This window comes from Streptomyces sp. NPDC039609 (assembly GCF_055596705.1).
The window spans coordinates 107,994-134,888 of sequence record NZ_JBVIUJ010000001.1; the positions used below are offsets into that span (position 1 = coordinate 107,994).

Consider the following 26,895-nt stretch of genomic DNA (forward strand, 5'->3'; position numbering starts at 1 on the left):
ATGTACATGGACTACGACGCCTCCACCCCCAGGGCTCTGGCCACCGAAGCCGTGCACGCCGGCCGCGAAGACCTCGCGGATCTCGGTGTGCACGCCCCGCCGATCGATCTGTCCACGACGTACCCCTCGTACGACACCCGGGCCGAAGCCGCCCGGATCGACGAGTTCGCCACCACGGGAGCCCGCCTCGACGGGCCGCCCGTCTACGCCCGTCTGGACAACCCCACCACCGCCCGCTTCGAGTCGGCGCTCGCCCGGCTGGAGGGGACCGACTCCGCCGTGGCCTTCGCCAGCGGCATGGCGGCGCTCACCGCCGTGCTGCTCGTCCGGGCGAGCCTCGGGCTGCGCCACGTGGTGGCCGTCCGGCCGTTGTACGGCTGCAGCGACCATCTGCTGAACGCCGGCCTGCTGGGCACCGAGGTCACCTGGACCGATCCGGCGGGCATCGCCGAGGCGATCCGTCCGGACACCGGCCTGGTGATGGTGGAGTCCCCCGCCAACCCGACCCTCGCCGAGGTCGACATCCGCGCCGTGGCCCACGCCTGCGGCTCGGTGCCGCTGCTGGTCGACAACACCTTCGCCACTCCGGTGCTCCAGCGGCCGGTCGAGCACGGGGCGCGGATCGTGCTGCACAGCGCGACCAAGTACCTGGGCGGACACGGCGACGTCATGGGCGGCGTGGTGGCCTGTGACGAGGAGTTCGCCCGCTCGCTGCGCCAGGTGCGGTTCGCCACCGGCGGCGTGCTGCACCCGCTGGCCGGCTATCTGCTGCTGCGGGGGCTGTCCACCCTGCCGGTTCGGGTGCGGGCGGCGTCGTCGACGGCCGCGGAGCTGGTCCGGCGGCTGGCCACCGATCCGCGCATCGCCCGGGTCCACTACCCGAAGGTGGGCGGCGCGATGGTCTCGTTCGAGGTGTACGGAGACCCGCACGACGTGATCGCCGGCGTACGGCTGATCACGCCGGCGGTCAGTCTCGGCAGCGTCGACACCCTGATCCAGCACCCGGCCTCCATCAGCCACCGGATCGTGGCCGAGGGAGACCGGCGCTCGGCGGGCGTCAGCGACCGGCTGCTCCGGATGTCGGTCGGTCTGGAGGACGTGGAGGACCTGTGGCGGGATCTGACCCAGGCGCTCAGTGCTCCGCCTGCTGGTACTCCTCGTACGGCAGACGGCTCCGCGTCGGAGTCGCCCCGAGTCGGGCGGTGATGACGAGGGTCCCCTCCTCGATCTGGTAGTCGAGGGGGAGGTTGAGCGCCCGCATCGCGGCGACCATGCCCGTGTTGGAGGACTGGGTCACCGCGTAGACGCTCTCGCATCCGGCCTCGACGGCCATGGCCACAAGACGGCCGAGCAGTTCGGAGCCGATGCCCCGGCGCTGCCAGTCGTCCTCGACCATCAGGGCCACCTCCGTCTCGTCGCCGTCCCACAGCAGATGGCCGAGGGCGACGAGCCGGCCGGAGGCCGTCTGCACGGCGAGGGTGCGGCCGAAGCGGGGGCTGAGGAGGTGGCTGAGATAGCGGTCGGCGTCGCCGACCGGCCCGTGGTAGCGCAGCCCCAGGGTCCGCTCGGAGCAGCGGTCGTGCATGGCGCGGGCCGCGACCAGGTCGCTCTGGTCGGCGCGGCGGACCGTGATCTCGTTGCCCTCGGGCAGGGTGAGGACGTCGTGGCTGCGCGGGATGCGCGGGCCGAGGCGTGCGTCGAGTTCGACGAGTGCGCGAGCGCGGGCGAACTCGGTCGGGGTGAACGGCAGATAGGGTCGCTCGATCGTGATCGCCCCGCCGTTGGGGTCGCGCAGCCGCATCACCGTCTCCTCCAGGACGCCCTCGACCGGTGCGGTCTCTCCGGTGGGTCGGCCGGTCAGGGAGACGGCGGGCAGCGAGTGGATGGTGCACCGACCGAGCAACTGCCGCAGGGCCAGCGGGAGTTCGGCGGCGTCGAGGGCGGTACGGGTGGCGAGGCCGAGCAGCCGGGTCGGGGTGTCCACCAGGTCGTGGGCGTCGGCCCGCTCGATCCAGGTGCTGCTTCCGCCCGCGGCGGCGATCTCGCGGGTGAGTTCGTTGGCCTGGAGGACGGTCGGGGCGCGCAGCAGGAACTCGTCGACCGTGCCCTCGGCGAGCGGATGGGTCTGCAGGGTCAGGATGTCGACCTCGTGGCGGGCCAGCGCGGTGCACAGTGCGGCGAGGCTGCCCGGGGCGTCGCGGACCGTGGTCCGCATCCGCCAGAGGCTCGTCTCGACGGGCTCGCCGGTGCCGGTGTCCGACGGCAGCGGGGAGTGCCCGCTGCCGCCGGGATCACCGGCCGGCGGTGCATGGCTGTGGCGCCGTGCCCACCATGTGTGGAAGGCGGCCGTGGCGATCAGGGCGATCGCCGAGAACACCAGCATGTACGGACCGTCGGCGCCGCGGACGACGGTCTTGGCGATCGTGTCGGCCACCACCACGGCCGTGAACAGGGCGGCCAGCTCGATGAGGTCCCGCCGCCAGTGGTGGGGGCGGCGGGCGCTCTTCGCGGACGTCACATCAGTCATGGCTTCACTGTGACCCAGCGGTGTTGCGTGATCACGAACGCTTTGTGACTGACGGGTTAAGCGCCGATCTGTGGGCTTGTTGACGGTTTCAGACCAGTTGTGTCGCGTCCTGATCGGCCCGGAGGGCCGATTGGTGAAGGGCCTTCCGCAGCCGTCCGGCCTGCACCACGAACTGGGAGGAGCCGCCGCGCTCGGCGACCGCGTCGAGGCCCCCGACCTCGGCCGTCGCTCCGCACCGCTCCACGCAGTCGGCGGCCACGGCCAGCAGTTCTCCGAGCCCGCGCACCGGCTTCTCCGCCGCCAGCAGACCGTGCAGCGTGCCCGCCAGCACCGCCCACGTGGTGGCGCACGCGCCGGTGGCTGCGGCCGTACGGGCCGCGTCCGCGAGGCGGTTGACCTTGACCGTGCCGTCGCCGACGAGCTGCGCGAGGGTCGTGCCGAGGCATTCCGCGTCGAGATCGCCCCGCGCGGCCAGGACGAGGAGCGCGTCCACGGCGGTCAGTCGATCCTCCGCGTGCCGGCAGCCGAGGCCGATCGCCACCGCGAGATGCGTCGCGGGACCGACCGGCCCACCGGACTCCGCCAGCGCCGTCAGACCCCAGGTCACCCCGCGCTGGTCCCACTCGACCCCACCGGCGAGACCCGGCAGCAGCAGGCTCGCCAGGGTCTCCCGGTCATCCGGCAGGACAGCCGGCCCGTTCACCCTTTCGCCGATCCAGTGGTGGCAGCGATGGCTGACCTCGCTCTCGGCGCCTCCCAGCCACTGGAACGCCTGCGGAAACTCTTCCCGTACGGTCCGCCGCTCGCGGATCTTCAGCACGATCCGGTCCGCCAGCCACCACTTCCCCTGCCCCACTTCGGAGCCGCGGGTCAGGAACCGCATTCCCGGCATCAGGGAGGGGTCGGCCGTCAGCCAGTCCGCGAGTCGCTCACCGGCCCTGGTGCCGAGTTCCGCCGCCGCGACCGCCGCGTCCCGGGCCGACGGGTCGGCCTTGCGGACGCGCAGCAACGCCTGGGCGAGGTCCGCCGGGGCCGGTTCGATCCTCGCGTCCCGGTAGGCCCGCAGCCGCTCCACCAGTACCGAAGGATCTATCGCCCCCGTGTGCCGGGTGGGGGTCGCGAGCAGGAACGGGAGCCGGCCCGAACCGATGACGGAGGCGGCCTCCCACAGTCGCGCGTCCACCACCCTGTCCAGCGACTGGTGCACACAGGAGCCGAAGCTGCGATCGTGCACCATGGCGCTGTGAATCACCGAGGGCCGCACCTTCTCCAGCAGGGCGGCGAGGACGACGTCCACGCCGTAGGTGTGGTGCCCGAAGGGGTCCCGCTGCCCTCCGTCCTCCGACGTCCGCATCCAGAACGCGTCGGCGAACGCGGCCGCCACCGCCCGCTTCAGCTCCTCGCGGTGGAGATGGGCATGGCGGACGAGACCGTCCAGCGCACGCTCGAACTCCTCGGGCGCGGTCGTACGTCCCTTGGACACGGTCACCAGTTCCTCGACCAGCTCCGCGACCGTCCCGGCGGGATCCCGCACGGGCCGCAGCTCCGGTACCGGAGGAAGAACCTCCTCGTACGGAAGGCCGTCCCCGAAGTCCGTCGCCCCGCCGAACAGCTCCTCGGCCGTCTGCCGGTGCACGGGGCTCAAGGAGGCGGCGGCACACGCCAGTTCCTCGCGCACGTGCTCGTCCACCTCCGCCAGGTGCCGCCCCACCAGCTTCAGCGCCCGCTCCTGGATACCGGTGTCCTCATGCCCGAACGCGTCCGCGACCAGGGGCAGCAGGTCGGCCGCCGCGCCGGACCGGCGCCGCAACTCCTTGGCGAGCAGCGACAGCTGCGCGCGTACGAGCTTCTTCTCCGGACGGAACAGCACCGGCCCCGACATCTGGGCCAGGTCCTGAACGGAGAGCGAGCCCTCGGCGGCGAGCCCCGCCACGACCTCCTGCGCATGGGCCGCGACGGGTGACGGAGCGTCGGCCGCCATCCCGAGCCACTCGGCCTTCCGGCCGCGGCGCTCCTCCCCGTCCGTGCCGAGCAGCTGGAGCAGCGCGAGCGGGAAGCGCAGATCACGCGGCTTCCCGCCGCGCAGCAGCCGTGCAACGCAGCCGTCCAGCAGCATCGCGCGGTCGAGGACGCCCTCGTCGACCAGCGCCTTGAGCGCGGTGGGCCAGTGGGTGGGGGCCTCCGGTCCCGCCGCCCACGTGAGCCGATCGGGCGTCTCGATCATGTCGAAGATCCGCGGCACCAGGATCGGCGTCTGCGGGTCGGCGCGCAGCTGCTCCAGAAGCCGGGGCCCGGTCACCTCGCCCGTCCAGCCCAGGATGTAGCCGTCCGTCGTCGGAACGGCGCAACCCGAACGCAGGACCAGTTCATGGACCAGCCGGTAGTCGCCCTCCGCCACGGCCGGCCGCTCGGCGAGGCGCTGGGCCACGTCGCCCAGCCACGCGGGCTCACGGTCGGCGAGCACGTCCAGGACGAGGTCCGTGGTCGACCTGCCCCAGTCGTTCAGGTCGCGGCCACCGATCCAGGCCGCCGCGGCCGCCGCACCCGTGTGGCACCCGGCGCCGGCCACCCGCAGCGCGCGCTGGACCCTCGTCTGCTCGTTCCAGCGGGTCCAGCCCCAGCCGCGGACCTCCGTCCGCAGGGCCTTGAGCTCCGCGAGCGCGGTCTTCCGATCGCCGGGTCCCAGCTCCTTCAGCCGTCCGGGAACCGCCTCGTCCCGTCCCGCCCGAACCGTGATCAGCAGCTTGGTCACCGCCCGACCCTCCCGGGCCGCGGTCAGCCGCGCCTTCAGCGCGGCCTCGTCGATGCCGTCGCTCATCGCGCACCTCCGACGGACACGACTCCGGGCGCTGCCCCGCTCACGGCACTCGGCACCGCACCACGCCGGGCCATCCGCACCGCCAGCGCGTGCTTGCACGGCCCCCGGCGGCCCCTGTAGTCAGCCCACCACTGGCACGTACAGCTCAGCACCCCGCCGGACTCCCGTACCTGGTAGCGCCGTTCGCCGGATGCGACCGTCGCCAGTTCACCGTCGATCGCGACCGCTCCCTCCGCGACGAGGGCGCGCGCGGCCACCAGGCGGGGATTGTGCCGTTCGGCACGGTCGGCGTCGTACGGCAGCTCCCGGTGGAAGTACGCCGCGTCGGCCACGTCGTAGCCGACCCGGCCCGCCGTGCCGAGCCGGGTCAGTGCGGCCCGCACCCGGTCCACCGACAACCCCGTCTGCGCCCCCAGTTCGGCGAGATCGATGCGCGGCTCCCAGGCCAGCAGGACCGAGACGAGCTCGGCGTCCTGTGCCGCCTCCTCCGTGGCCAGTGCCTCCAGAACGCCGCCCTCGCCGGAGAAGCCCCGGGAGGCGTCGGGCGACAGGGTGAGCGTCAGGCGCATTCCCGGCAGCGCCACCTCCCAGGCGCTCGCGGTCGCGAAGCCGTCCGGCACGGGACCGTGGACCCGCAGCGCGGTCGCGTGCCGCAGCACCCGTTCGAGCGCCGCCAGCCGGTCCGGACCCGGCAGACAGACGGCGCCCGGCACCGGCCGGGTGGTGGGCCGCAGGGTGCGGCCGTTCTGAACGACCCAGAGGGGACCGGCCCCCCGGCCCTGCGAGCGCGGCAGCGAACGCAGGAACCGCACCGCCTCGGGGCCCGTCAGCTCCGCGCGCAGATCGAACCCGGCGGACACCACCTGCGCTTCGGCGAAACCGCGCAGCCAGCGGTCGGGCAGCGGCACCTTCTTCTCGACGACCGCGCCCTCGAGGGTGGTCACCGCCAACTCGTCGGGGCCGACCCGCAGATGCAGCGGATCGTTGCCCGTCATCCGGGACAGCGCCTCGCGCAGCGGGTTGTTGACGTCGACATTGGTGGTGCCGTGCCCCGTCTCGGCACCGTCCAGCCCCTGGCTGAGCACGTCGAGCCGTGCGTACACCCCGCCGCATCCCGAGAACGACTCGAACCGCAGCCGGTCGCCGTTCCCCGTCACGACCGGGTCCAGTGACCCCGGCCGTATCCGCTGGTAGTAGCGGGCGACCGCCACGTCCGCCACCGCGAGCAGACCGCGCGCGGCGATCTGCGGGGACGTCAGAAAGCCGGAGAAGAAACGGGGATGCGCCTCGGCACCGGCGGGTGTCAGCCCCCCGGAGGTCTCCAGGCCGAGCAGCCGGCCGGCACCGGAGGACTCCAGGGCGGACGGGCGTGAGTAGGCGAGCGCCTGTACGGATCGCGTCATGGAAAGGACGCTAGGACCCACCACTGACAGTCAGCCGGGACCGCGGAGGGCAGGCCGCTCCGCGGGTCCTTCGGCGGCCGTTACGCGGGTGGCCCCGGCCGCCGAGGGAGGCCGCTCCTTGTGCCCCTCGGCCGCCGCGGGAGGTAGCTCCGCGTGCCCCCGACCGCCGCGGGAGGTAGCTCCGCGTGCCCTCCGTCGCGGGGAGGTGGATTCACCGGCCCTCGCCTGCCTACGGCGCGATCCGGGGCCGCGGATACGCGGCCGACCGAGCGGCTCGCACCGCCCGCGCTCACGCCCCGGCGATCGCCCGCAGCGCGTCCAGGTGACGTCGGTACACGGCCTGCCCCTCGGCCGTCAGTGCCAGCCACGTCCGGGGCCTGCGCCCCACCCGGCCCTTGTCCACCGACACGAGACCGGCCTCCTCCAACGCCGCCACCTGCTTGGACAGCGCCGAGTCGGTCACCTCCACCAGATCCCGTACGAACGCGAACTCCGCCTTGTCCAGCGGCGCGAGAGCCGCGACGACCGAGAGCCGTACCGGCGACGTCAGCAGCGGCTCCAGATCGTGGCGGGGGTGCGCGCCCTGCTTCTCCGCGGCGCTCACGCCGTGGGCCTCCGCAGCTCCAGCCACGCCCCGACCGCCGGCGGGAGCGCGCAGCCGACGGCCGCGACCACGGCGAACGGGACGCTGTCCGCCCACACGTTCAACCCCAGGAGCAGGGCCGCCGCGTACAGGGCGCCCCAGGTCCCGATGACGAGACCGTGGCGCAGCCCGAAGCTCCGCCGCACGGCCCGCTGACGGGCCGCGTACACGCTCAACCCGGCCACGACGAGCCCGTAGAGCGTCATCGACACGGCGACGACGAGCGGGCTCCGCCACAGCAGGATGGTCGGCACCAGAGCGAGTTGGGTGGCGCCGAAGACCAGCAGATACCGCCCGTACCAGCCGCTGCGCTTCCGTACCGCGTCCTCCATGGCGCGTGAACGGTGCAATGCCTGTGACGCGTCCGTGTGTGCGGACATGTCCATCCCCCTTGTCCTCGACAGCAACTACTTTCCACTATGGCAAGTAAATGCTGTCGAGGCAATGAGGAAGGGGCTATTGACCGACGCGTCCCGGCTGAAGTGCCTTACTGAAGAGGACCGTTCCGCCCTCCGCGCGGAGTCTGACCGTCAACTCGCCGCTGCCGCCGTCGATGTCGACCTCACCGAAGTACTGCGGGCTCTCCATCGGCGAGAGGTTCGCCCGCTCCGGCGCCCGTACGAAGACCCGCTCCGGGCCGAAGGTGGCGTCCAGCTTGTTGGCCGGGAAGCCGCCCGCGGCCAGCGGGCCGGAGACGAACTCCCAGAACGGCGCGAAGTCCTGGAACGCGGCGCGCTCCGGCGCGTAGTGCTGGGCCGAGGTGTAGTGGACGTCGGCGGTCAGCCACAGGGTGCCGGTGATTCGACGGTGCTTGATGAAGCGCAACAGCTCGGCGATCTGCAGCTCCCGGCCGAGCGGGGCGCCGGGGTCGCCCTGGGCGATCGCCTCGATGTTCGCCGCACCGTCGGGGACGACGAGACCCAGCGGCATGTCGGCGGCGAGCACCTTCCACACCGCCCGTGAGCGGCTCAGCTCCCGCTTGAGCCAGGCCAGCTGCTCGGCGCCGAGGATGCCCGTGGTGTCGTCCCCCTGCCGGCCGGGGGAGTTGGCGTTGCGGTACGAACGCATGTCGAGCACGAAGACGTCGAGCAGCGGACCGTAGCGCACCACCCGGTGCATCCGGCCTTCCGCGGCGCCACCGCGCGCGTGGAGCGTGGAGACGGGGAAGTACTCGGCGAACGCCTGCGAGGCACGAGCCGCGAGCACGTCCACGTCCTTCTCCGTGTAGCGGGCGTCGTCCAGGATCTGGCCGGGGTACCAGTTGTTGCGCACCTCGTGGTCGTCCCACTGCACGATCGACGGCACCTGCGCGTTGAAGGCGCGCACGTTGTGGTCGAGGAGGTTGTAGCGGAAGTTGCCTCGGTACTCGTCAAGCGTCTCCGCGACCTTCGCCTTCTCCGGCGTCGTGACGTTCCGCCAGATCCGTCCGTCGGGCAGGGTCACGCTCGGCTGGATGGGGCCGTCCGCGTAGATCGTGTCGCCGCTGCACAGGAAGAAGTCCGGGTTCAGCCGGCGCATCTCCTCGTACGCCCGGAAACCGCCGATGTCCGGGTTGATGCCCCAGCCCTGTCCGGCGATGTCGCCCGACCAGAGGAAGCGCACCCCGTCGCGGCGCCGGGCCGGAGCCGTACGGAACGTGCCGACGACCGGTTCGCCGGTTCGGCGCGGGTCGTCCGGGTCCGCGAGCGTGACCCGGTAGTGGATCTGCTCGCCCGCGGGCAGCCCGCGCAACGCCGTCGTCCCGGTGAAGTCACTGCCCGCGCCGAGCAGGGGCCCGAAGTGGCGGTGCGTACGGCGGAACGATTCGCTCGTCGAGGTCTCCACGATCATCCGGGCGGGCCGGTCCGAACGGACCCAGACCAGACCCGAGGAGGCGGTCACATCACCCGTCTGCACGCCCCACGCGGCCCGCGGCCGACCCGAGAGCGCCAGCGCCGGGGCGGCGGCCGCGGTACCGCCGAGGGTGAGCGCCGCCGACGCGGCGAGCGAGCCGCGCAGCACGCTGCGGCGGGCGGGGGACGGGCCGCCGGGGACGGAGTAGGACATCGAAGCGCCTCCAAGTGCTGGATCGGGTGGGTTCGTTGTGCCGCCCTCATGCCTAACGGCAGGGGGCGGCGGACACACGAACCCCGCGTGAACAGACCGGAGTCGGCCCCGTTCGGCCCAACCGCCGACCCGGCCGGGCCGACGGGGGAGCGGCTGGGTGGGGGCAGGCGCGCCCGCCGGCGCGCCTGCCCCGTCGGCCGCTAGCCGCACGCCCCCGCCGCCAGCCCCACCCCCCGCTCGATCTCGGACGGCGTCAGATGGGCGTAACCGATCACCAACCGGACGTCGCCGTCCGTGGAGCGGGCGGTGCCGTACTCCTCCAGGGGGCGCAGGGCGACACCGGCGGCCGCAGCCCGCTCCACGAAGCGCGCGCCGGGGCCGTAGCGCTCCGGCACGCGCGCGATGATGTGCAGCCCGGCGGCGATCCCGCTCACCTCGGTGCCAGGGAAGTGCTTCTCCAGGGCTGCGACCAGCGCGTCCCGCCGTTCCCGGTACGCACGCTGGCAGCGGCGCAGCTGCCGGTCGTAGCCGCCGCTCGTCACGAACTCCGTGAGCAACGCCTGGTCCAGGGCGGGGTTCCCGAGGTCCATCGTCCTTTTCCGCTCCACGACCTCCGCGACCAGCTCCTCCGGCACCAGCATCCAGCCGAGCCGCAGTCCGGGCGCGAGTGACTTGCTCACGGAGCCGGTGTACGCGACCCGTTCCGGATCGAGCCCCTGCAGTGCGCCGACGGGCGCCCGGTCGTAGCGGAAGTCCCCGTCGTAGTCGTCCTCCAGGACATAGCCGTCCACCGACCGGGCCCAGTCGAGGAGTGCGGCGCGACGCGGCGCCGAGTAGGAGATCCCGGTGGGGAACTGGTGGGAGGGGGTCGTCACGACCGCCCGTACCCCCGACGCGGTGAGCGGACCGGGCAGCAGCCCCTCCTCGTCCGTCGGCAGCCACACCGTCTCGAGACCGGTCGAGGCGAAGAGCCGGTCGTGCTCCCGGCTGCCGGGGTCCTCGATTCCGATGGTCCGCATCCCACGCGCCGCCAGGACGAAGCCGAGCAGCGTCGACGCCTGCGCCACGCCCGAGCACACCACGAGACGTTCGGGATCGGCCACCACCCCGCGCCGACGGGCGAGCATCCCGGCGAGCGCGGTCCGGAGCTCCGGCAGTCCCCGCGGATCGGGATAGCCCAGCGCGCGATGCGGAAGGGAGGACAGCACCGACCGCTGGGCCGCCGACCAGGCGGCGCGCGGGAAGAGCGAGAGATCGGGCGTCCCGGGACGGAAGTCCACCTGGACGCCCGGCGTGCGCGGCACCCGATCCCGCGCGGCCTGGGACGTGGCCGCCCGCACCGCCTCGCCCACCCAGGTGCCCGAACCGCGGTCGCTGCGCAGATAGCCCTCGGCGGTGAGCTGCTCGTACGCCTCCGTCACCAGGCCGCGCGAGACACCGAGATCGGCCGCCAGTTCACGGCTCGACGGCATCCGCGTCCCCGCCGTGAGGCGACCGCTCCGCACCGCCTCGCGCAACGCCTCCTGAAGCGCCCGCCCGCGCCGCCGCACCGGCGCACCCGCCGTGGGGAGCAGCAACTCCCACGCCGTGTAGGCCCGCATCCAGGATGTCCCCCTCCCACCCGGCGTCCTGGACTCCTCGCCATTCACGACACCACCCCCTACGCCTTCGTCATCGCGACCGAACCCCCGACCGCACCTCGATCCTGCCGGACTCGTACGGCATGGGAGCGCCCCCGCGTGGCGACCGACCTTCCTGGGAGCAGGGTCAGGGCGGCGGACCCACATCTTTCGCTCGACAGCCGCGAACGGCAGCCGAGCTCCACCCTGGCGGATCCGATGGCGCACGGCATCGTGCGTGTCCGTGATCGCGAGCCTGACGGCGAGTGTTGACGCCGTCCGATTAGGCTGCCCCCGTCGGCCGACTCGTCCAGGTGAAGTCGCCCCCCGGCCCGACAACCACCTCAAGAACACCTAGGAACCACTGTGGAGTTTGACGCCGTCCGCGCCGAGCTCACCGCCACCGGGGAGCTGCCGGGCCTCGGCGCGGCGCTCGGCCGGCTCGACTCGCTGCTCGTCAGGGACGGTGCCCACTGGATCGTGGCCCGCGACGGAGCACGGGTCGAGGCGGGCCGCCTGTCCGGGGACAGGAGCATCGTCTTCGACATCCGGCACGGCTGGCGGCTGCCAGGGTCGGAGCGGGTGTACGTCACCCCCGTCCCGGACGGCGGCCTCGCCCTGAGCGGGGGCGACTCCGTCACCCTCCACGAGGCGGACGGAAGCGTCCGGTGGACCTTCTCGCACCCCGCATGGCCGAGCGGAGCCTACGGCGCCTGCGCCCCCGACCCCTCCGGGACCGCCCTGCTCGCGGTCGTCCAGCCCAGCGTCGAGACCGAACGAAACGAAGTCCTCGTGGTCCTGGACCTGGCGACCGGCGCCGTGCTGGCGTCCAGCACGCTCCCGACGCACTGGGGGACGTACGCGTTCCAGCAGCCGCTCGGCCCGGCCGCCACCCGGGAGGCCTTCCTCAACGCGGCGCAGGGGCAGGAGGAGGCGTACTCCCTGCTCGTCGCCGCCACGCGGGAGTGCCTGGCGATCACTCGGGTCGGAGGCCACGACGAGCCCTTCACGGGAAGCAGCCTGCGTTCCGGCGCCTTTCTGACGCTCGCCGTCGCCGGGGAGCAGCTCACCCGGTACGACACGCCGGCCGGCCCCCGGGCCGTGGTGGAGGCGGCCGATGTCCTCCCGGACGGACTCGTCTTCATGGGGCAGCCGGGCTTCCTCGACGAGGGACGGATCCTGGCGGCGGTCGGCGAGGATCCTTGGGAGGAGGAGTGCCGTCACGTCCTGCTCGACGCCGACGACCTGCGCCCCCGGGCCGAGGTCGCATATCCGCCGGGCACCGAGGTGACGACCCGCACGCTGCCCCTCGGTGACGGCACCTGGCTGACGTTAGACGACGACACGGTCCACCGCTGGCACACCGCCTGACGCCCGGCCCGCGCCCGCCGCCTCCTGGCCGTGCCCGGAAGGTCCGGGCAAGTGGTCCCCGAAGACGTAGGGGAAGTGGACCTTAAACCGGGCCGCCCCGCTTCCTAGCGTCGGGGCATGAACGCGAACTCCCTGCGGGGCGCCGTCCTCGTGACGGTCGCCTACGCGCTCGTCGGCGCCTCCTTCACTGCCAACAGCCTTCTCGGCGACTACCCGTACGCGGGCGGCCAGGCCCTGCGCTACGGCGCCGCATGTCTTCTCCTGCTCCCCTTCCTCGGCCCCGGCGGGCTCGTTCCGCTCCGGGCGCTCGGTGCCCGGCAGTGGGTGCGCCTGGCCGTGCTCGCCGGTGTCGGGATGGTCGGCTTCAATCTCGCGGTTCTCGCCGCCGAGCGCACCGCGGAGCCCGCCGTCCCCGGTGTCCTGGTCGGCTGCGCCCCCGTGGTCGTGGCCGTGCTCGTGCCGCTGCTCGACGGGCGCAGGCCCGCTCGGCCGGTCCTTCACGGTGCGCTGCTCGTCGCCGCTGGTGCTTTCACCGTCCAGGGGTGGGGCCGTACCGATCTGCCCGGCCTCTCCTACTCCGTAGGAGCCCTGGCGGGCGAGGTGGGATTCACCGTCCTCGCCGTGCCCGTTCTCCGCCCGCTCGGGCCGAAGCTGCTCACGGCCGTCGTCTGCGGTGTCGCCGCCGTCGAGTCGGCCCTCATCGGACTTGTCGTGGACGGCGGCGCGTTCCTGCGGGTCCCGACGGCCGTGGAGAGCGGCGCCCTGGTCTGGCAGGCCGCCCTGGCCACGGTCGTCGGCTTCGTCCTCTTCTACATGGGGGTCCAGCGGATCGGCATGGAGCGCGCCACCCTGTTCACCGGCGCGATCCCGGTCGCCGCCGCGCTGACCGCGGTGCTCGTCTCCGCCGGCGGATTCGGCCTCCCGCAGGCCGCCGGCAGCGTCCTGGTGGGCGCCGGAGCCGCTCTCGGGACGGGCCTGTTCACGCGGACGACGCCGTCAGCTGCTGCCGTCGAGGATCACCCGCGCGACGAGCGCGGGGTCGTCGTTCATGGGTACGTGACCACAGCCGGGCAGCCGCACCAACCGGGCCCCGGGCATCGTGTGCTTGGCCCGGATGCCTTGTCGGCGCAGCAGCAGCCGGTCGCGGGTGCCCCAGGCGATGGTGACCGGCACGGCCGAGACGTCGTCACCGAACAGCACGGTCCGGCCGGCCTCCAGTGTCTCCCGGAAGCCGGTGGCCTCGCGCAGGGCGAGAGTCTCGGCGACCACCGCCTCGGGTGAGCGGCGCCCCGGACGTGCGTAGATCGTGCTCGTCAGCGCCGTACGCCCGGCGGCGCTGCGGGAGAGCCGCTCGATCAGGGGCACGGGCATCGAGAGCGCGGCGGCCCGCATCGCGCGCAGCGTACCGAAGGCGTACCGGCGTTCGCTCTCCGACCAGAACCCGGCCGGGGAGAGCGCGGTGACCGAGCGCACCTGCTTCTCCCGGCCGAGCTCGAGGGAGAGGAGCCCGCCGAGGGAGTTGCCCGCCACATGCGGCCGTTCGATCCCGAGAGCCTCGCAGAAGGCACTGAGCACCGGAACGACCGTCGACAGGTTGTAGTCGAAGCCCTCCGGCAACGCGGGCGAGGTGCCGAAACCGGGCAGGTCGACGGCCACGACATCGCGCTCGGCGGCGAGGATGTCGAGGACCGGCTCCCACGCCTGCCAGTGGTGACCGATGCCGTGGAGCAGCAGCAAAGGCTCACCCGCGCCCCTGCGTTCGTATGTCAGGGATACGGGCCGCGGACCGCGCGGGGATTCGATCGTGAACGAGATCTGCTCGGACATACGCCTGACTCCCTGACTTAGACACCCTGTCAGCAAGAATTACCGCTCAGTAGCCAGGAGTTCAAGGGCTCCGGCAGAACTGGACAGACTTCGGCCGGTCGGCTGGGATGGGGGAGTGGCGACCGACACCCTGACCGATGTCTTCGAAGAACACCGGCCGATGCTCATCGGCGTGGCCTACCGCATGCTCGGCCGCGTCGCCGACGCCGAGGACGTGGTCCAGGAGGCGTGGCTGCGCTGGACAGCAGCGGACCGCGGCGACGTCCGCGAGCCACGCGCCTTCCTCGTACGGATCACCACCCGCCTCGCGCTCGACCGGCTGCGCCAGGTCCAGGCGCGCCGCGAGTCGTACGTCGGGCCATGGCTCCCCGAACCCGTCGTCACGGACTTCGGACCCGCCGTCCCCGACACCGCCGAGCGTGCCATGCTCGCCGACTCCGTCTCGGTCGCCGTGCTCGTCGTCCTCGAATCCCTCTCGCCGCTGGAACGCGCGGTCTTCGTGCTTCGCGAGGCCTTCGGCTTCCCCTACGGGGAGATCGCCACCGCCCTCGACCGCTCCGAGGCCGCCGTCCGTCAGCTCGCCGGCCGGGCCCGCCGCCATGTCGACGAGGGCAGGCCGCGCTACGACGTCGACCCGGCCGAGAGGCGCGACCTCACCGAGCGTTTCCTCGCCGCCGCTGCTGGCGGGGACCTCGAACAACTCCTCGACCTGCTCGCGCCCGACGTCCGCCTCGTCGGCGACAGCGGCGGCAAGTCCAAGGCGCCCCTGCGGATCATCGAGAGCGCGGACAAGGTGGGCCGCTTCCTCCTCGCCGTCAGCCAGGACGCGGAGAACCTCTACGAGTTCCGCTCCGTGGAGTTCAACGCGGGCCCCGCGCTGCTGGTCCTCGTCGACGGCAAGCCCGACTCGGTCTTCCAGATCGAGGCACGGGACGGGCGTATCCAGTGCGTCTATATCGTTCGAAACCCGGACAAACTTCACGCGGTGGGTATCGACTGACTCGTCGGCACCCCTCACATGCCCCGTCTCCGGTCCGGAGGCGGGGCACTTTGCTGCGCGGGGCTCACGACGGCGCGAACGTCCTGTGAACGATCTACGCCAGAGGGCCGCATTCACGGGCATCCGGGTCAGGATTGGTCTTGACCAAGGGGGTGTGCCGCCTTATGGTCGCAGAGATAGTGCAGGAACCTTTAATAAACAAGGGCGCGGAAAACCGCCGGGGACACGGCGATTGCGGAGGATCAGGGTGGGGACCACGCAGCTGGAGACGGTGCCGGAGCCTAAGTACTGGCACCTCAAGACCGTGATCGGCGAAGCGCTCGACTCCGACTTCGCGGTCGGCGAGATCCTTCCCAACGAGCGCGAGCTCGCCGCGCGCTTCGGCGTCGCCCGGGCCACGCTCCGCCAGGCCCTGGAGCAGCTGGAGCTCGAGGGCCGGCTGCAGCGCCGACGAGGCGTCGGCACCACCGTCGCCCCGCCCCGCGTCGGTGTGGACGTCTCCACCACGCAGCACAGCTGGCCTGGTGTGGCCGAGGAGACCTGGCAGTCCGTGGACTCCGCCACCGCCGTGGCCCCCGCCTCCGTCGTACGCCTCCTGGACATCGAGCCCGACGAGCAGGTGCACGTCGTGCGCCGCCTGCGCGTCACGCAGGGCCAGCCGGTCGCGGCCGAGCTCCTGTACGTGCCGTCCGGCTCCGTCCCCGAGCTGACCGCGATCGACACCCCGTCCGGCCCGGCCCGCGCCCGCAGCGTGCTGCGCGAGCTGCAGCGCCTCGCCCTGGACGGCCAGGACCGCGCCGTGGAGCTCGGCTCCGCCCGCGCCGACGACGCCAAGGAACTGGACCGCCTCCCGGGCGCCCCGGTCCTCGTCGTCACGACCCGCTACCTCTCCGAGGGCCGCACGGCCGCGGTCTCGGTGGCCACGTACCGCGCCGACACCTGCCGACTGACGTTCGGCGACTCGGGCGACCTGGTGATGGCGTCCTGAGGTAACCGACCACCGGCTTCGGCACACCCACCGAGCCCGTGAGCGGCACCGCCGAGGCGGTCCACTCACGGGCTCGCGGCGTTTCGGGCGGGGCGGAGTGTGGTCCTGGGCCGGCCGTGGACCTGGGCCACCGGGCGTCGGCGGCGCTTCGGGCGGGGCGCCCTCCTCCTGGGCCGCAGTGGTCCGCGTACCGGGCCGAGCTCGCGGCCCGAACCCGTCAGCGACGGGCCGTCACCGTGCCCTCCACCGCGAAGAGTTGTTCCTCCACGTGGTCCAGGGCCAGGCGCAACGCGCCCGTTCCCACCGCCGCCTCGCCCAGCATCGACAGGACCACGCGCGGGGGGCGCAGGCAGAAGCGGGCCAGTTCGTCGCGCAGGGGCTGCAGGACGCCGTCCAGGCCGGCCGCCCAGCCGCCGATCACCACCAGCTCGGGGTCGAGCGCGAGCACCAGCGCGGCCACGTCGTGCACCAGACGCTGGGTGAAGCGCTCCACCGCCGCCTCCGCCTGCGCGTCGCCCTGCCGGGCCAGCGCGAAGACCTCGGTGACCGCCTGCTCGTCCAACGGGTGCAGCGGCTCGTCCGTCGTCGACAGCAGGTGCTCGGGGGTGACCCCCTGGCCGAGCAGATGCAGCGCACCGATCTCCCCGGCCGCCCCGCCGTAACCGCGGTGCAGACGACCCCCGATCAGCGAGCCCGCGCCCGGGCTCAGTCCGGCGAGTACGAAGACGATGTCGTCGGAGTCGGTCGCCGCGCCCTTCCAGTGCTCCGCGACCGCCGCCGCGTTCGCGTCGTTCTCCACCAGCACCGGGCACCGGAACGACCGCCGCAGCCGCTCGCCGAGCGCCAGGCCCGTCCAGCCCGGCAGCGCCGTGCCGAGCCGGACCGTGCCGTCCGCTTCGACGATTCCGGGCGTGCCGACACCGACCGCCCGCAGGTTGGAGCGGGCCACCCCGGCCCTGCGCAGCACATCCGCGACGACCGTGCGGACCCGATCCAGTCGCTCGTCCTCCGGCGCGGTCTCCGAGACCTCACGGGCCCCTGCGCCGATGATCCGCCCGTCGAGACCGGAGAGAAGCGCCGCGACGCGGTGCGGGCCGATCTCGATGCCCAGCAGATGCCCGGCCTCCGCACGGAAGCGGAACCTCCGCGCGGGCCGTCCCTGCCGCCTGGCCTCGCCCTCCTCGGGCGCCGCCTCGACGACGAGACCTCCGACGATGAGCCCCTCGACCACGCCCTCGACCGTCGGCCGGGACAGCCCGGTGATCCGGGTCAGGTCCGTGAGCGTGAGCGCGTCGGCGCCCCGCAGAGCATGGAGTACCACCGCGGAGTTGATCCGCCGCAGCAGAGAAGGATCCCCGCCGGTCAGCCGCCCCACAGTGTGTCCTTCCAGCTCGTACGCGTGTCTGGCGGATGTTACTCAATGGACCGGAGGGGGGCGAGTGGCGCCCGTGCTCGACGGCGGCGGGCAGGCGGCCTGACGGGGCGCCGGCTGTCAGAGCCGGCCGGTTTACTGAACCCATGACGCTCGCACAGCACCTCACCGCCGTCGATCTGCTGCGCGCCCGCGCGTTCCCCGCCGAGGGGTACCACATGACCGAGTTAGCCGCCGAAGACCCCACGGAGGATCAGGCGGAGGCCGAACGGGAAGCGCTCGCGCTGCTCCTCGAGGCCCGCTGGGGCCCGCCGCACCTGGTGGGTCTGTCCGGACTGCTCGCCCGCGTCGGCGCGGGCGAGGCGATACCGGAGCCCTGGGCGCTGATCTGCACCTCGGTGCCCGACGTCCAGCTCTGGCACGTGGACGCCCGCTGGGTGGTGCTCGGCCTCGCGCCGTCCGGCGAGGGGGAGTTCCAGCTCCTGGCCTGGGTCACCGAGACCGACCCACCGTGACCGACGGCCGCGAGTCCGCACCGCCCGTCGGCAACGCCCGACGATCCGCCGCGCGCAGGCACGACGCCTACGCCCGACGATCCGCCGTACCCAGGCCCCTACGTCGATGCCCGACGATCCGCCGCGCCCCGGCCCCTACGCCTCCACCCGACCATCCGCCGTACCTACGCCTGTACGTCGACGCCCGACGATCCGCCGCGCCCCGGCCCCTACGTCGACGCCCGACGATCCGCCGCGCCCCGGCCCCTACGCCTCCACCCGACCATCCGCCGTACCCACGCCTGGACGCCTTCGCCTACGCCCGCCGGTCCGGAACGCCCGCCGCCTCGCGCAGGCGCGCGTACTCCTCCGCCATCGCCGTCGGCGTCCAGTGCGCGTTCAGCCCGCTCGGGTTGGGCAGTGCCCACACGCGGGTCTCCCCGATCGTCCGCTGCTGCGGACCGACGACGGCGCCGCGCTCCCCGAACGCCGTCCGGTACGCCGTGATGCCGACCACCGCCAGCCATCGCGGACGCAGGCGCCCGACCCGTTCGGTCAGCAGCCTGCCACCCTCCCTGAACTCCTCGCCGCTCAGTTCGTCGGCCCGCGCGGTCGCCCGCGCCACGACGTTCGTGATGCCGAGTCCGTACGAGAGCAACTCCTCCTGCTCCGCAGGCTTCAGCAGCCGCGGCGTGAAGCCGGACAGTTCGAGCACCGGCCAGAAGCGGTTGCCGGGACGCGCGAAGTGGTGGCCCGTCGCAGCCGACATCAGCCCCGGATTGATCCCGCAGAAGAGGACGGAAAGGCCGCCCGCGGCCACGTCGGGGATGACGCGGTCGCGGGCGGCCTCGAGCTCCTGCGGTGTGAACCGGGTCAGAGGATCGACCCGGGGGTGTACGCGGCGGCCTCCGGGTGCTGCTTGACGATCTCCTCGATACGGGAGACCACGGCGGCGACCTGGTCGGCGGCGGCGCCGGTGAACGACAGTTTGTCCGCCATCAGCGCGTCGAGCTGCGCGCGGTCGAGCGGGATCCGCTCGTCGGCGGCCAGCTTGTCGAGCAGCTCGTTGCGCTCGGCGCCCTGCTCGCGCATGGCGAGGGCCGAGGCGACGGCGTTCTCCTTGATGGCCTCGTGGGCGAGCTCGCGGCCCACCCCGGCGCGGACGGCGCCCATGAGGACCTTGGTCGTGGCGAGGAAGGGGAGGTAGCGGTCCAGCTCGCGGGCGACGACGGCCGGGAACGCGCCGAACTCGTCGAGCACGGTCAGGAAGGTCTCCAGGAGGCCGTCGAGCGCGAAGAACGCGTCCGGCAGCGCGACCCGGCGGACCACGGAGCAGGAGACGTCGCCCTCGTTCCACTGGTCGCCGGCCAGCTCGCCGGTCATCGACGCGTAGCCGCGCAGGATGACCATGAGGCCGTTGACGCGCTCGCAGGAGCGGGTGTTCATCTTGTGCGGCATCGCGGAGGAGCCGACCTGGCCGGGCTTGAAGCCTTCGGTGACCAGCTCGTGGCCGGCCATCAGACGGATCGTCTTGGCGACCGACGACGGTGCGGCGGCCAGCTGCACGAGCCCGGTGACCACGTCGTAGTCGAGCGAGCGCGGGTAGACCTGCCCGACCGACGTGAAGGCGTGCGCGAAGCCGAGGTGCCCGGCGATGCGCTGCTCCAGGTCAGCCAGCTTGGCCGCGTCGCCGCCGAGCAGGTCGAGCATGTCCTGGGCGGTGCCGACCGGGCCCTTGATGCCGCGCAGCGGGTAGCGGGCGATCAGCTCCTCCAGACGGCCGTAGGCGACGAGCAGCTCGTCGGCGGCCGTGGCGAAACGCTTGCCGAGGGTCGTGGCCTGGGCGGCGACGTTGTGGGAGCGGCCGGCCATGACGAGCTCGGCGTACTCGCCGGACAGCTTGCCGAGGCGGGCCAGGACGGCGACCGCGCGGTCCCGCATCAGCTCGAGCGAGAGCCGGATCTGCAGCTGCTCGACGTTCTCGGTGAGGTCGCGGGAGGTCATGCCCTTGTGGACGTGCTCGTGACCGGCGAGGGCGTTGAACTCCTCGATCCGGGCCTTCACATCGTGGCGGGTGACCTTCTCGCGCTCGGCGATGGAGCCGAGGTCGACCTGGTCGAGCACGCGCTCGTAGTCGGCGAGGGCCGCGTCGGGGACCTCGATCCCGAGGTCCTTCTGGGCACGCAGCACGGCGAGCCACAGCTGACGCTCCAGCTTCACCTTCTGCTCGGGGGACCAGAGGACGGCGAGCTCCGCGGAGGCGTAGCGGCCGGCCAGGACATTGGGGATACGGGGCTTCGCAGTCACAGCAGTCACGTGGACAGATTCTACTGGCGGATTCTGCAGGCCAGCGCCACCGTCTGGTTTGTCTCTTGCTACGAGACGCCCGTCACGCGCGCGTGCGCCAGGGGGTGTCGGGCGGATCGGAGCGGGACACGACCTAAGCCGTCGGAGGCTCGTACGGCAGCAGCTCGGGCCGCTTGGCAGGGCGGCCGTCGCCGGAGGAGCGGCCGGTCAGCCGTCGTCCGATCCACGGGCCGAGGTGCTCCCTGGCGAACCGCGCGTCACCGAGACGGCGGGTCACCCAGCCGGGCGGCACGCCCGGCGGGAGGGGAGTGCGCCAGTCGTTCTCGGGGGCGAGGCCCAGGCTCTCCCACACGGCCTCGGCCACGCGCCGGTGGCCCTCGTCGGTCAGATGGAGCCGGTCGACGTCCCACATGCGCGGGTCGCCGAGCGCGGGCGCTCCGTACAGGTCGACCACCAGGGCGCCGTGCCGGGCGGCGAGCTCGTCGACGTAGTCGAAGAGCTCCTCCATGCGCGGCCGGAAGCGCTCCATGACGGGGCCGTTGCGGCCCGGGCTGCGCATCAGGACCAGCTGCCCGCAGGAGGGTGCCAGCTTCTCGACCGCCTCGGTGAGCAGACCCCGTACCCGGCCCATGTCGCACTTCGGCCGCAGCGTGTCGTTCAGACCGCCGACCAGGGTCACCACGTCCGCCTTCATGGCGGCGGCCAGGTCGACCTGCTCCTCGACGATCTGTCCGATGAGCTTCCCCCGTACCGCGAGGTTCGCGTACCGGAAGTCGGGGGTGCGGGCGGCCAACCGGGCCGCGAGGAGGTCCGCCCACCCCCGATAGGTCCCGTCGGGCAGCCGGTCCGACATTCCTTCGGTGAAACTGTCGCCGACGGCGACCAGACTTGTGTAGGTGGCATTCATTTCCATGACGGGCCGATCATACCGTCTGGTATGCGGATGCCGATCCGCCCGAGCCCCCGGGACGCGCACGCGTCCCGGGGGCTCCGGACCATCACCGCTACGGCGCGGTCGGCCGACCGACCAGCTCCCGCAGGACGTCCTCCATCGTGACGAGGCCGGCCAGCTTGCCGTCGTCGTCCAGGACGGCCGCCACGTGTGTACGACTGCGGCGCATCGCCGTCAGTACGTCGTCCATCGGCGTGGCCGCCCGGACCCGGGCGATCGGCCGCATGGCCGATACAGGGAAGGGGAGGTCGCGCGGTGTCGCGTCCAGGGCGTCCTTCACATGCAGGTAGCCCAGGATCCGGCGGCTCGTGTCGACCACCGGGAAGCGGGAGAAGCCGGACGCGGCGGAAAGCTCCTCCAGCTCCTCGGGCGTCGTGCCGACCGCCGCGTACACGACCTTCTCCACCGGCATGACCACGTCCCGCACCGCGCGGCGGCCCAGTTCGAGGGCGTCGTGCAGGCGCTCCGCCGTACGGTCGTCGAGCAGCCCGGTGACGCCCGCGTCGGTGACCATCCTGGCCAGCTCGTCGTCGGAGAAGGTCGCCGAGACCTCGTCCTTGACCTCCACCCGCAGCAGCTTCAGGATCGCGTTGGCGAAGGCGTTGATCGTGAAGATCACCGGACGGAGCGCCCGGGTGAGCGCCACCAGCGGCGGGCCGAGGATCAGTGCGGTACGCGTCGGTTCCGCCAGCGCGATGTTCTTCGGGACCATCTCGCCGAGCAGCATGTGCAGATAGGTCGCCAGCGCCAGCGCGATCACGAACGAGATCGGGTGCACCAGGCCGTGCGGCACGCCGACCGCGTCGAAGACGGGTTCGAGCAGATGCGCGATGGCGGGCTCGGCGACGATGCCGAGCACCAGGGTGGACAGCGTGATGCCGAGCTGCGCCGCGGCGAGCAGCGCCGACACATGTTCGAGACCCCAGATGACGCTGCGCGCCCGCCGGTCACCGGACTCGGCCGCCGGCTCGATCTGGCTGCGGCGTACGGAGATCAGGGCGAACTCCGCGCCGACGAAGAAGGCGTTCACGACCAGGGTCAGAAAGCCGATCAGCAGCTGGATCGCGATCATCGGCCCGTCTCCTCGGTCTCCTGGGACCCCTCGGCGGACGGCGCGTGCATCAGCACCCGCGCGGCCCGGCGCCCGGAGGCGTCCACCACGTCCAGCTCCCAGCCGGCCAGCTCGACACTGTCGCCGACGGCGGGGATCCGCCCCAGCTCCGTGGCGAGGACACCGGCCAGCGTCTCGTACGGCCCGTCCGGCACCCGCAGGCCGATGGCCTCCAGCTGGTCCGTGCGCGCGGCGCCGTCGGCGGACCAGAGCTCGCGCCCGTCCGCGTCCGTGCCCGCCCGCGCGAGGTCCGGAGTCTCGTGCGGATCGTGCTCGTCGCGCACCTCGCCGACGACCTCCTCGACGATGTCCTCCAGCGTCGCTACGCCGGCCGTACCGCCGTACTCGTCGATGACGACCGCCATCGTCTGCTTGCCGGACAGCCGGTCGAGCAGTCGGTCGACCGTCAGCGTCTCCGGGACGAGCAGCGGTTCGCGCAACATGTCCCCGATGCGACGGCGCGGCCGCTCGTCGGCCGGTATCGCCAGGACGTCCTTGATGTGGGCGATGCCCACCACCGCGTCGAGGCTGCCCCGGTAGACGGGGAAGCGGGACAGGCCGGTCGCGCGGGTCGCGTTGGCGACGTCCTCGGCGGTGGCCTGCACCTCCAGGGCGGTGACCTGGACGCGCGGGGTCATCACGTTCTCCGCGGTCAGTTCGGCCAGGTTCAGGGTGCGGACGAACAGTTCGGCGGTGTCCGCCTCCAGAGCGCCCTCCTTGGCGGAGTGGCGGGCCAGCGCGACGAGTTCCTTCGGGGAGCGGGCCGAGGCCAGCTCCTCGGTCGGCTCCATGCCGAGCCGGCGCAGGATCCGGTTGGCGGTGTTGTTGAGATGGCTGATCAGCGGCTTGAACGCGGCGGTGAAGACCCGCATGGGGGTCGCCACCCGCTTGGCGATCGCCAGCGGCGCGGAGATCGCCCAGTTCTTCGGGACCAGCTCGCCGACGACCATCAGGACGACGGTCGACAGGACGGTGCCGATGACCAGGGCGACCGAGGACGCGACCGAGGCGGAGATGCCGAGGTCCTCGAGCGGACCGCGGATCAGCTTGGCGATCGAGGGCTCGGAGAGCATGCCGACGATCAGGTTGGTGACGGTGATACCGAGCTGGGCGCCGGAGAGCTGGAAGGTGAGCGACTTGACGGCCTTGAGGGCGCTCGCCGCGCCCCGCTCGCCCCGCTCCACGGCCTGTTCGAGCTCGGACCGCTCGACCGTGGTGAGCGAGAACTCGGCCGCGACGAAGGCACCACACGCGAGCGCGAGCAGCAGCGCCACCACGAGCAGAAGCACTTCGATCATCGGTTCACCTCCGTCCCATGATCAGTCACGGGCAGAGGGATCGCGCGCTTGGTACTGGGAGGCTCGCCCATGGGCGGACGCTCACACCTTTCGATCGTGCGGGAGGGAAGAAGTACCCATGGTAAAGGACGGGCAAAGCGGCCTCACCCGCGTGGGGTGGCCGACAGAGGCTTCACCCAGCGGGTCCACTGCTGCTGGGGGCCGTACTCCGCCGCACGCCAGGCGTGCTGCCCGAGTTCGTTGTGGTCGAGGACCATGGCGTCCGCCCGCCGCCCGCCGAGTCGTACGAAACGCTCCTCGGCCGCCGCGAGCAGTGCCCCGCCCACGCCCCGGCGACGGTGGTCCGGGTGGACGGCGAGCCGGTAGAGATGGCAGCGCCAGCCGTCGAAGCCGGCGATCACCGTGCCGGCGAGCTCGTCGCCGCGCTCGGCGAGGATCAGGGCGTCGGGGTCGCGGGCGATGAGCCGGTCGATGCCGGCACGGTCGTCGCTGATGCTGGTGCCCTCGGCGGCCACCTTCCAGAAGGCGAGGACGGCGTCGAGGTCGGCAGGGGTCGCGGTTCGGATACGCGGTTCGGTCATGATCCGCATCCCACCACCGGCTCGGGCAGGCCGTCGACCCTGTTTCGCCATACGGGCGGACAGCAGTCCAGGCCTGCCCGGAGGGGCAGGCCTGGACGTCACGGCCGGGCCTCAGGGCCCGTGCTTCGCGATCAGACGAGGTCGAACCGGTCCAGCTCCATGACCTTGGTCCACGCCGCGACGAAGTCGTTCACGAACTTCTCCTTCGCGTCGTCGCTCGCGTAGACCTCCGCGAGCGCGCGCAGCTCGGAGTTCGAGCCGAAGACCAGGTCGGCACGGGTGCCGGTCCACTTGACCTCGCCCGCCGCGTCGCGGCCCTCGAACTCGTCCTGCGCCGAGGACGTCGACTTCCACGTCGTGCCCAGGTCGAGCAGGTTGACGAAGAAGTCGTTGGACAGCGTGCCCGGCCTGTTCGTCAGGACGCCGTGCTTGGACTGGGCGTGGTTGGCGCCCAGGACACGGAGGCCGCCGACGAGGACCGTCAGCTCGGGGGCGCTCAGGGTCAGCAGGTTCGCCTTGTCGAGCAGCAGGTACTCGGCCGGAAGACGGTTGCCCTTGCCGACGTAGTTGCGGAAGCCGTCGGCGGCCGGCTCGAGCGCGGCGAACGACTCGACGTCCGTCTGCTCCTGAGCGGCGTCGACACGGCCCGGCGTGAACGGCACCTCGACGTCGTGGCCGCCGTCCTTGGCCGCCTTCTCGACAGCCGCGGAGCCGGCGAGCACGATCAGGTCGGCCAGCGAGACCTGCTTGCCGCCGGCGGAGTTGAAGGACTCCTGGACGCCCTCGAGCGTACGCAGCACCTGCGCCAGCTCGTCCGGGTTGTTGACCTCCCAGTTGCGCTGCGGCTCCAGGCGGATGCGGCCGCCGTTGGCGCCGCCGCGCTTGTCGCTGCCGCGGAAGGAGGAGGCCGCGGCCCAGGCCGCGGAGACCAGCTGGGTGACCGTGAGGTCCGAGCCGAGGATCTGCTCCTTGAGGGAGGCGATGTCCGCCGCGTCGATCAGCTCGCCCTCGCGCGCCGGCAGCGGGTCCTGCCACAGCAGCACCTCGGAGGGGACCTCCGGGCCGAGGTAGCGCACGGCCGGGCCCATGTCACGGTGCGTCAGCTTGTACCAGGCGCGGGCGAAGGCGTCCGCGAACTGCTCCGGGTTCTCGTAGAAGCGGCGCGAGATCTGCTCGTAGACCGGGTCGAAGCGCAGCGACAGGTCGGTGGTGAGCATCGTCGGGCGGTGCTTCTTCGACGCGTCGTGGGCGTCGGGGATGATCTCCTCGGAGTCCTTCGCGACCCACTGGTGAGCACCGGCCGGGCTCTTCGTGAGCTCGTAGTCGTACTCGAAGAGGTGCTTGAAGAAGTCGTGGCTCCACTGCGCGGGCGTGGTGGTCCAGGTGACCTCGAGGCCACTGGTGATCGCGTCGCCGCCCTTGCCGGTGCCGTAGGCGTTCGCCCAGCCGAGGCCCTGGGCCTCGAGCGGCGCGGCCTCGGGGTCGGCGCCGACGTTCTCCGCCGGGCCGGCGCCGTGCGCCTTGCCGAAGGTGTGACCACCGGCGATGAGGGCGACGGTCTCCTCGTCGTTCATCGCCATGCGGCGGAAGGTCTCGCGGATGTCGCGGGCCGCGGCGATCGGGTCCGGGTTGCCGTTGGGGCCCTCGGGGTTGACGTAGATGAGGCCCATCTGGACCGCACCGAGCGGGCTCTCCAGCTCGCGGTCACCGGTGTAGCGCTCGTCGCCGAGCCAGGTGGTCTCGGGGCCCCAGTACACGTCCTCGTCGGGCTCCCACACGTCGGCGCGGCCGCCGGCGAAGCCGAAGGTCTTGAAGCCCATCGACTCCAGGGCGACGTTGCCGGTGAGGATCATGAGGTCGGCCCAGGAGATGGACTGGCCGTACTTCTGCTTGACCGGCCACAGCAGGCGGCGGGCCTTGTCGAGGTTGCCGTTGTCCGGCCAGCTGTTCAGCGGCGCGAAGCGCTGCTGGCCGGCGCCGGCGCCGCCGCGGCCGTCGCTGATGCGGTACGTACCGGCGCTGTGCCAGGCCATACGGATCATGAGCGGGCCGTAGTTGCCGAAGTCCGCGGGCCACCAGTCCTGCGAGGTGGTCAGGACCTCCGCGATGTCGCGCTTGACGGCCGCGAGGTCGAGGCCCTCGAACGCCTCGGCGTAGTCGAACTCCTCACCGAGCGGGTTCGCCACGGCGGGGTTCTTGGCAAGGATCTTCAGATTGAGCCGCTCCGGCCACCACTGGCGGTTTCCGCCGCCCTGGGTCGGGTGCGCGGCGCGCGCGGTGTGCGCGACCGGGCAGCCACCCGTCCCCTCGGCTTTCGCGTCGGTGACGACTGCATCGTGGTTCTCGGACATGGGAATCCTTCCGGACGGGGCGGATCGCGGTGCTCAGCCGGGGCGACTCCGGAGGCGGTTGTGCCACCCGACCGGAGCCATCTTGTCCCTTGGCTATTGCCGGAATAGATCCTACGATAGACAGAGTCCAAGTCAAGAAGCACGCCAACCCTCTATCCCATCGGAAGCCTGACGTCCCCTGGTGAAC

Annotated in this window: 21 protein-coding genes and 1 pseudogene; 6 read left to right on the forward strand and 16 right to left on the reverse strand. The window is 72.3% G+C overall.

Going from position 1 to position 26,895, the window contains the following annotated elements; translation table 11 throughout:
* Complete coding sequence (locus tag ACZ561_RS00535) at positions 1–1,206, forward strand: trans-sulfuration enzyme family protein (RefSeq protein WP_470987765.1); 1,206 nt, start codon at positions 1–3, stop codon at positions 1,204–1,206.
* Here ACZ561_RS00535 and ACZ561_RS00540 read toward each other — a convergent pair.
* From ACZ561_RS00540 to pdxR, 7 genes are all read right to left on the reverse strand, one after another.
* Positions 1,133–2,527 (reverse strand): GNAT family N-acetyltransferase, encoded by a 1,395-nt coding sequence (locus ACZ561_RS00540; RefSeq protein WP_470987768.1) that lies wholly within the window; start codon positions 2,525–2,527, stop codon positions 1,133–1,135. The genes ACZ561_RS00535 and ACZ561_RS00540 overlap by 74 nt on opposite strands.
* 88 nt (positions 2,528–2,615) lie before the next feature.
* Complete coding sequence (locus tag ACZ561_RS00545) at positions 2,616–5,345, reverse strand: DUF7824 domain-containing protein (protein ID WP_470987770.1); 2,730 nt, start codon at positions 5,343–5,345, stop codon at positions 2,616–2,618.
* Positions 5,342–6,748 carry an SWIM zinc finger family protein gene (locus ACZ561_RS00550; RefSeq protein WP_470987773.1) on the reverse strand — a complete coding sequence of 469 codons (1,407 nt, stop codon included), beginning with the start codon at positions 6,746–6,748 and terminating at the stop codon, positions 5,342–5,344. The genes ACZ561_RS00545 and ACZ561_RS00550 overlap by 4 nt, the downstream gene beginning before the upstream one ends.
* A gap of 289 nt (positions 6,749–7,037) precedes the next feature.
* Positions 7,038–7,352, reverse strand: coding sequence for a winged helix-turn-helix domain-containing protein (locus ACZ561_RS00555; RefSeq protein WP_470987776.1), 315 nt, complete (start codon positions 7,350–7,352; stop codon positions 7,038–7,040).
* Positions 7,349–7,771: a hypothetical protein gene (locus ACZ561_RS00560; RefSeq protein ID WP_470987778.1), complete on the reverse strand. Its 423-nt coding sequence runs from the start codon at positions 7,769–7,771 to the stop codon at positions 7,349–7,351. The genes ACZ561_RS00555 and ACZ561_RS00560 overlap by 4 nt, the downstream gene beginning before the upstream one ends.
* 76 nt (positions 7,772–7,847) lie before the next feature.
* Complete coding sequence (locus ACZ561_RS00565; RefSeq protein WP_470987781.1) at positions 7,848–9,437, reverse strand: alkaline phosphatase D family protein; 1,590 nt, start codon at positions 9,435–9,437, stop codon at positions 7,848–7,850.
* 200 nt (positions 9,438–9,637) lie between these two features.
* Positions 9,638–11,038 (reverse strand): MocR-like pyridoxine biosynthesis transcription factor PdxR, encoded by a 1,401-nt coding sequence (gene pdxR, locus ACZ561_RS00570; protein ID WP_470987783.1) that lies wholly within the window; start codon positions 11,036–11,038, stop codon positions 9,638–9,640.
* 384 nt (positions 11,039–11,422) lie between these two features.
* Here pdxR and ACZ561_RS00575 point away from each other — a divergent pair, with 384 nt between their 5' ends.
* Both ACZ561_RS00575 and ACZ561_RS00580 read left to right on the forward strand, forming a co-directional pair.
* The gene (locus tag ACZ561_RS00575) at positions 11,423–12,427 is read left to right on the forward strand and encodes a hypothetical protein (RefSeq protein ID WP_470987785.1); all 1,005 of its coding nucleotides are present in this window, start codon (positions 11,423–11,425) and stop codon (positions 12,425–12,427) included.
* A gap of 354 nt (positions 12,428–12,781) precedes the next feature.
* Positions 12,782–13,381 (forward strand): annotated as a pseudogene (locus ACZ561_RS00580) (EamA family transporter); the annotation flags it as partial.
* A 42-nt stretch (positions 13,382–13,423) separates the two neighbouring features.
* On the opposite strand, the gene ACZ561_RS00585 reads toward ACZ561_RS00580, so the two are convergent.
* Entirely contained in the window at positions 13,424–14,254 is an 831-nt protein-coding gene (locus ACZ561_RS00585; protein ID WP_470987788.1) for an alpha/beta fold hydrolase, read from the reverse strand.
* Positions 14,255–14,369: 115 nt separating this feature from the next.
* Between ACZ561_RS00585 and ACZ561_RS00590 the strand changes: the two genes are divergently transcribed.
* Both ACZ561_RS00590 and ACZ561_RS00595 read left to right on the forward strand, forming a co-directional pair.
* Positions 14,370–15,254, forward strand: a complete 885-nt coding sequence (locus ACZ561_RS00590; RefSeq protein ID WP_470987791.1) for an RNA polymerase sigma-70 factor — start codon at positions 14,370–14,372, stop codon at positions 15,252–15,254.
* Positions 15,255–15,501: 247 nt separating this feature from the next.
* Complete coding sequence (locus tag ACZ561_RS00595; protein ID WP_376432672.1) at positions 15,502–16,242, forward strand: GntR family transcriptional regulator; 741 nt, start codon at positions 15,502–15,504, stop codon at positions 16,240–16,242.
* 217 nt (positions 16,243–16,459) lie between these two features.
* On the opposite strand, the gene ACZ561_RS00600 is transcribed toward ACZ561_RS00595, so the two are convergent.
* Complete coding sequence (locus ACZ561_RS00600; protein WP_470987795.1) at positions 16,460–17,617, reverse strand: ROK family transcriptional regulator; 1,158 nt, start codon at positions 17,615–17,617, stop codon at positions 16,460–16,462.
* A 143-nt stretch (positions 17,618–17,760) separates the two neighbouring features.
* On the opposite strand from ACZ561_RS00600, the gene ACZ561_RS00605 reads away from it, so the two are divergent.
* Positions 17,761–18,129, forward strand: a complete 369-nt coding sequence (locus ACZ561_RS00605) for a hypothetical protein (protein ID WP_470987798.1) — start codon at positions 17,761–17,763, stop codon at positions 18,127–18,129.
* Positions 18,130–18,424: 295 nt separating this feature from the next.
* On the opposite strand, the gene mug is transcribed toward ACZ561_RS00605, so the two are convergent.
* From mug to katG, 7 genes are all read right to left on the reverse strand, one after another.
* A complete protein-coding gene (gene mug / locus ACZ561_RS00610; protein WP_470989989.1) occupies positions 18,425–18,985 on the reverse strand; it encodes a G/U mismatch-specific DNA glycosylase in 561 nt (186 codons plus the stop codon).
* Complete coding sequence (purB, locus tag ACZ561_RS00615) at positions 18,982–20,424, reverse strand: adenylosuccinate lyase (RefSeq protein WP_470987800.1); 1,443 nt, start codon at positions 20,422–20,424, stop codon at positions 18,982–18,984. The genes mug and purB overlap by 4 nt, the downstream gene beginning before the upstream one ends.
* Positions 20,425–20,548: 124 nt before the next feature.
* Positions 20,549–21,328, reverse strand: coding sequence for an SGNH/GDSL hydrolase family protein (locus tag ACZ561_RS00620; protein ID WP_470987802.1), 780 nt, complete (start codon positions 21,326–21,328; stop codon positions 20,549–20,551).
* Between the two features lie 91 nt (positions 21,329–21,419).
* Entirely contained in the window at positions 21,420–22,439 is a 1,020-nt protein-coding gene (locus ACZ561_RS00625; RefSeq protein ID WP_470987805.1) for a hemolysin family protein, read from the reverse strand.
* Positions 22,436–23,776, reverse strand: coding sequence for a hemolysin family protein (locus ACZ561_RS00630; RefSeq protein WP_470987808.1), 1,341 nt, complete (start codon positions 23,774–23,776; stop codon positions 22,436–22,438). The genes ACZ561_RS00625 and ACZ561_RS00630 overlap by 4 nt, the downstream gene beginning before the upstream one ends.
* Positions 23,777–23,919: 143 nt before the next feature.
* Complete coding sequence (locus ACZ561_RS00635; RefSeq protein WP_470987811.1) at positions 23,920–24,408, reverse strand: GNAT family N-acetyltransferase; 489 nt, start codon at positions 24,406–24,408, stop codon at positions 23,920–23,922.
* Between the two features lie 80 nt (positions 24,409–24,488).
* Positions 24,489–26,708 (reverse strand): catalase/peroxidase HPI, encoded by a 2,220-nt coding sequence (gene katG, locus ACZ561_RS00640; protein WP_470987813.1) that lies wholly within the window; start codon positions 26,706–26,708, stop codon positions 24,489–24,491.
* Positions 26,709–26,895 lie beyond the last annotated feature (187 nt).

Coding starts and splice junctions, on each gene's coding strand:
- ACZ561_RS00535 (WP_470987765.1), top strand. CDS start 1: ATGTACATGGACTACGACGCCTCCACCCCCAGGGCTCTGGCCACCGAA.
- ACZ561_RS00540 (WP_470987768.1), bottom strand. CDS start 2,527: ATGACTGATGTGACGTCCGCGAAGAGCGCCCGCCGCCCCCACCACTGG.
- ACZ561_RS00545 (WP_470987770.1), bottom strand. CDS start 5,345: ATGAGCGACGGCATCGACGAGGCCGCGCTGAAGGCGCGGCTGACCGCG.
- ACZ561_RS00550 (WP_470987773.1), bottom strand. CDS start 6,748: ATGACGCGATCCGTACAGGCGCTCGCCTACTCACGCCCGTCCGCCCTG.
- ACZ561_RS00560 (WP_470987778.1), bottom strand. CDS start 7,771: ATGTCCGCACACACGGACGCGTCACAGGCATTGCACCGTTCACGCGCC.
- ACZ561_RS00565 (WP_470987781.1), bottom strand. CDS start 9,437: ATGTCCTACTCCGTCCCCGGCGGCCCGTCCCCCGCCCGCCGCAGCGTG.
- pdxR (WP_470987783.1), bottom strand. CDS start 11,038: ATGCGGGCCTACACGGCGTGGGAGTTGCTGCTCCCCACGGCGGGTGCG.
- ACZ561_RS00585 (WP_470987788.1), bottom strand. CDS start 14,254: ATGTCCGAGCAGATCTCGTTCACGATCGAATCCCCGCGCGGTCCGCGG.
- ACZ561_RS00605 (WP_470987798.1), top strand. CDS start 17,761: ATGACGCTCGCACAGCACCTCACCGCCGTCGATCTGCTGCGCGCCCGC.
- ACZ561_RS00620 (WP_470987802.1), bottom strand. CDS start 21,328: ATGGAAATGAATGCCACCTACACAAGTCTGGTCGCCGTCGGCGACAGT.
- ACZ561_RS00625 (WP_470987805.1), bottom strand. CDS start 22,439: ATGATCGCGATCCAGCTGCTGATCGGCTTTCTGACCCTGGTCGTGAAC.
- ACZ561_RS00630 (WP_470987808.1), bottom strand. CDS start 23,776: ATGATCGAAGTGCTTCTGCTCGTGGTGGCGCTGCTGCTCGCGCTCGCG.
- ACZ561_RS00635 (WP_470987811.1), bottom strand. CDS start 24,408: ATGGCGAAACAGGGTCGACGGCCTGCCCGAGCCGGTGGTGGGATGCGG.
- katG (WP_470987813.1), bottom strand. CDS start 26,708: ATGTCCGAGAACCACGATGCAGTCGTCACCGACGCGAAAGCCGAGGGG.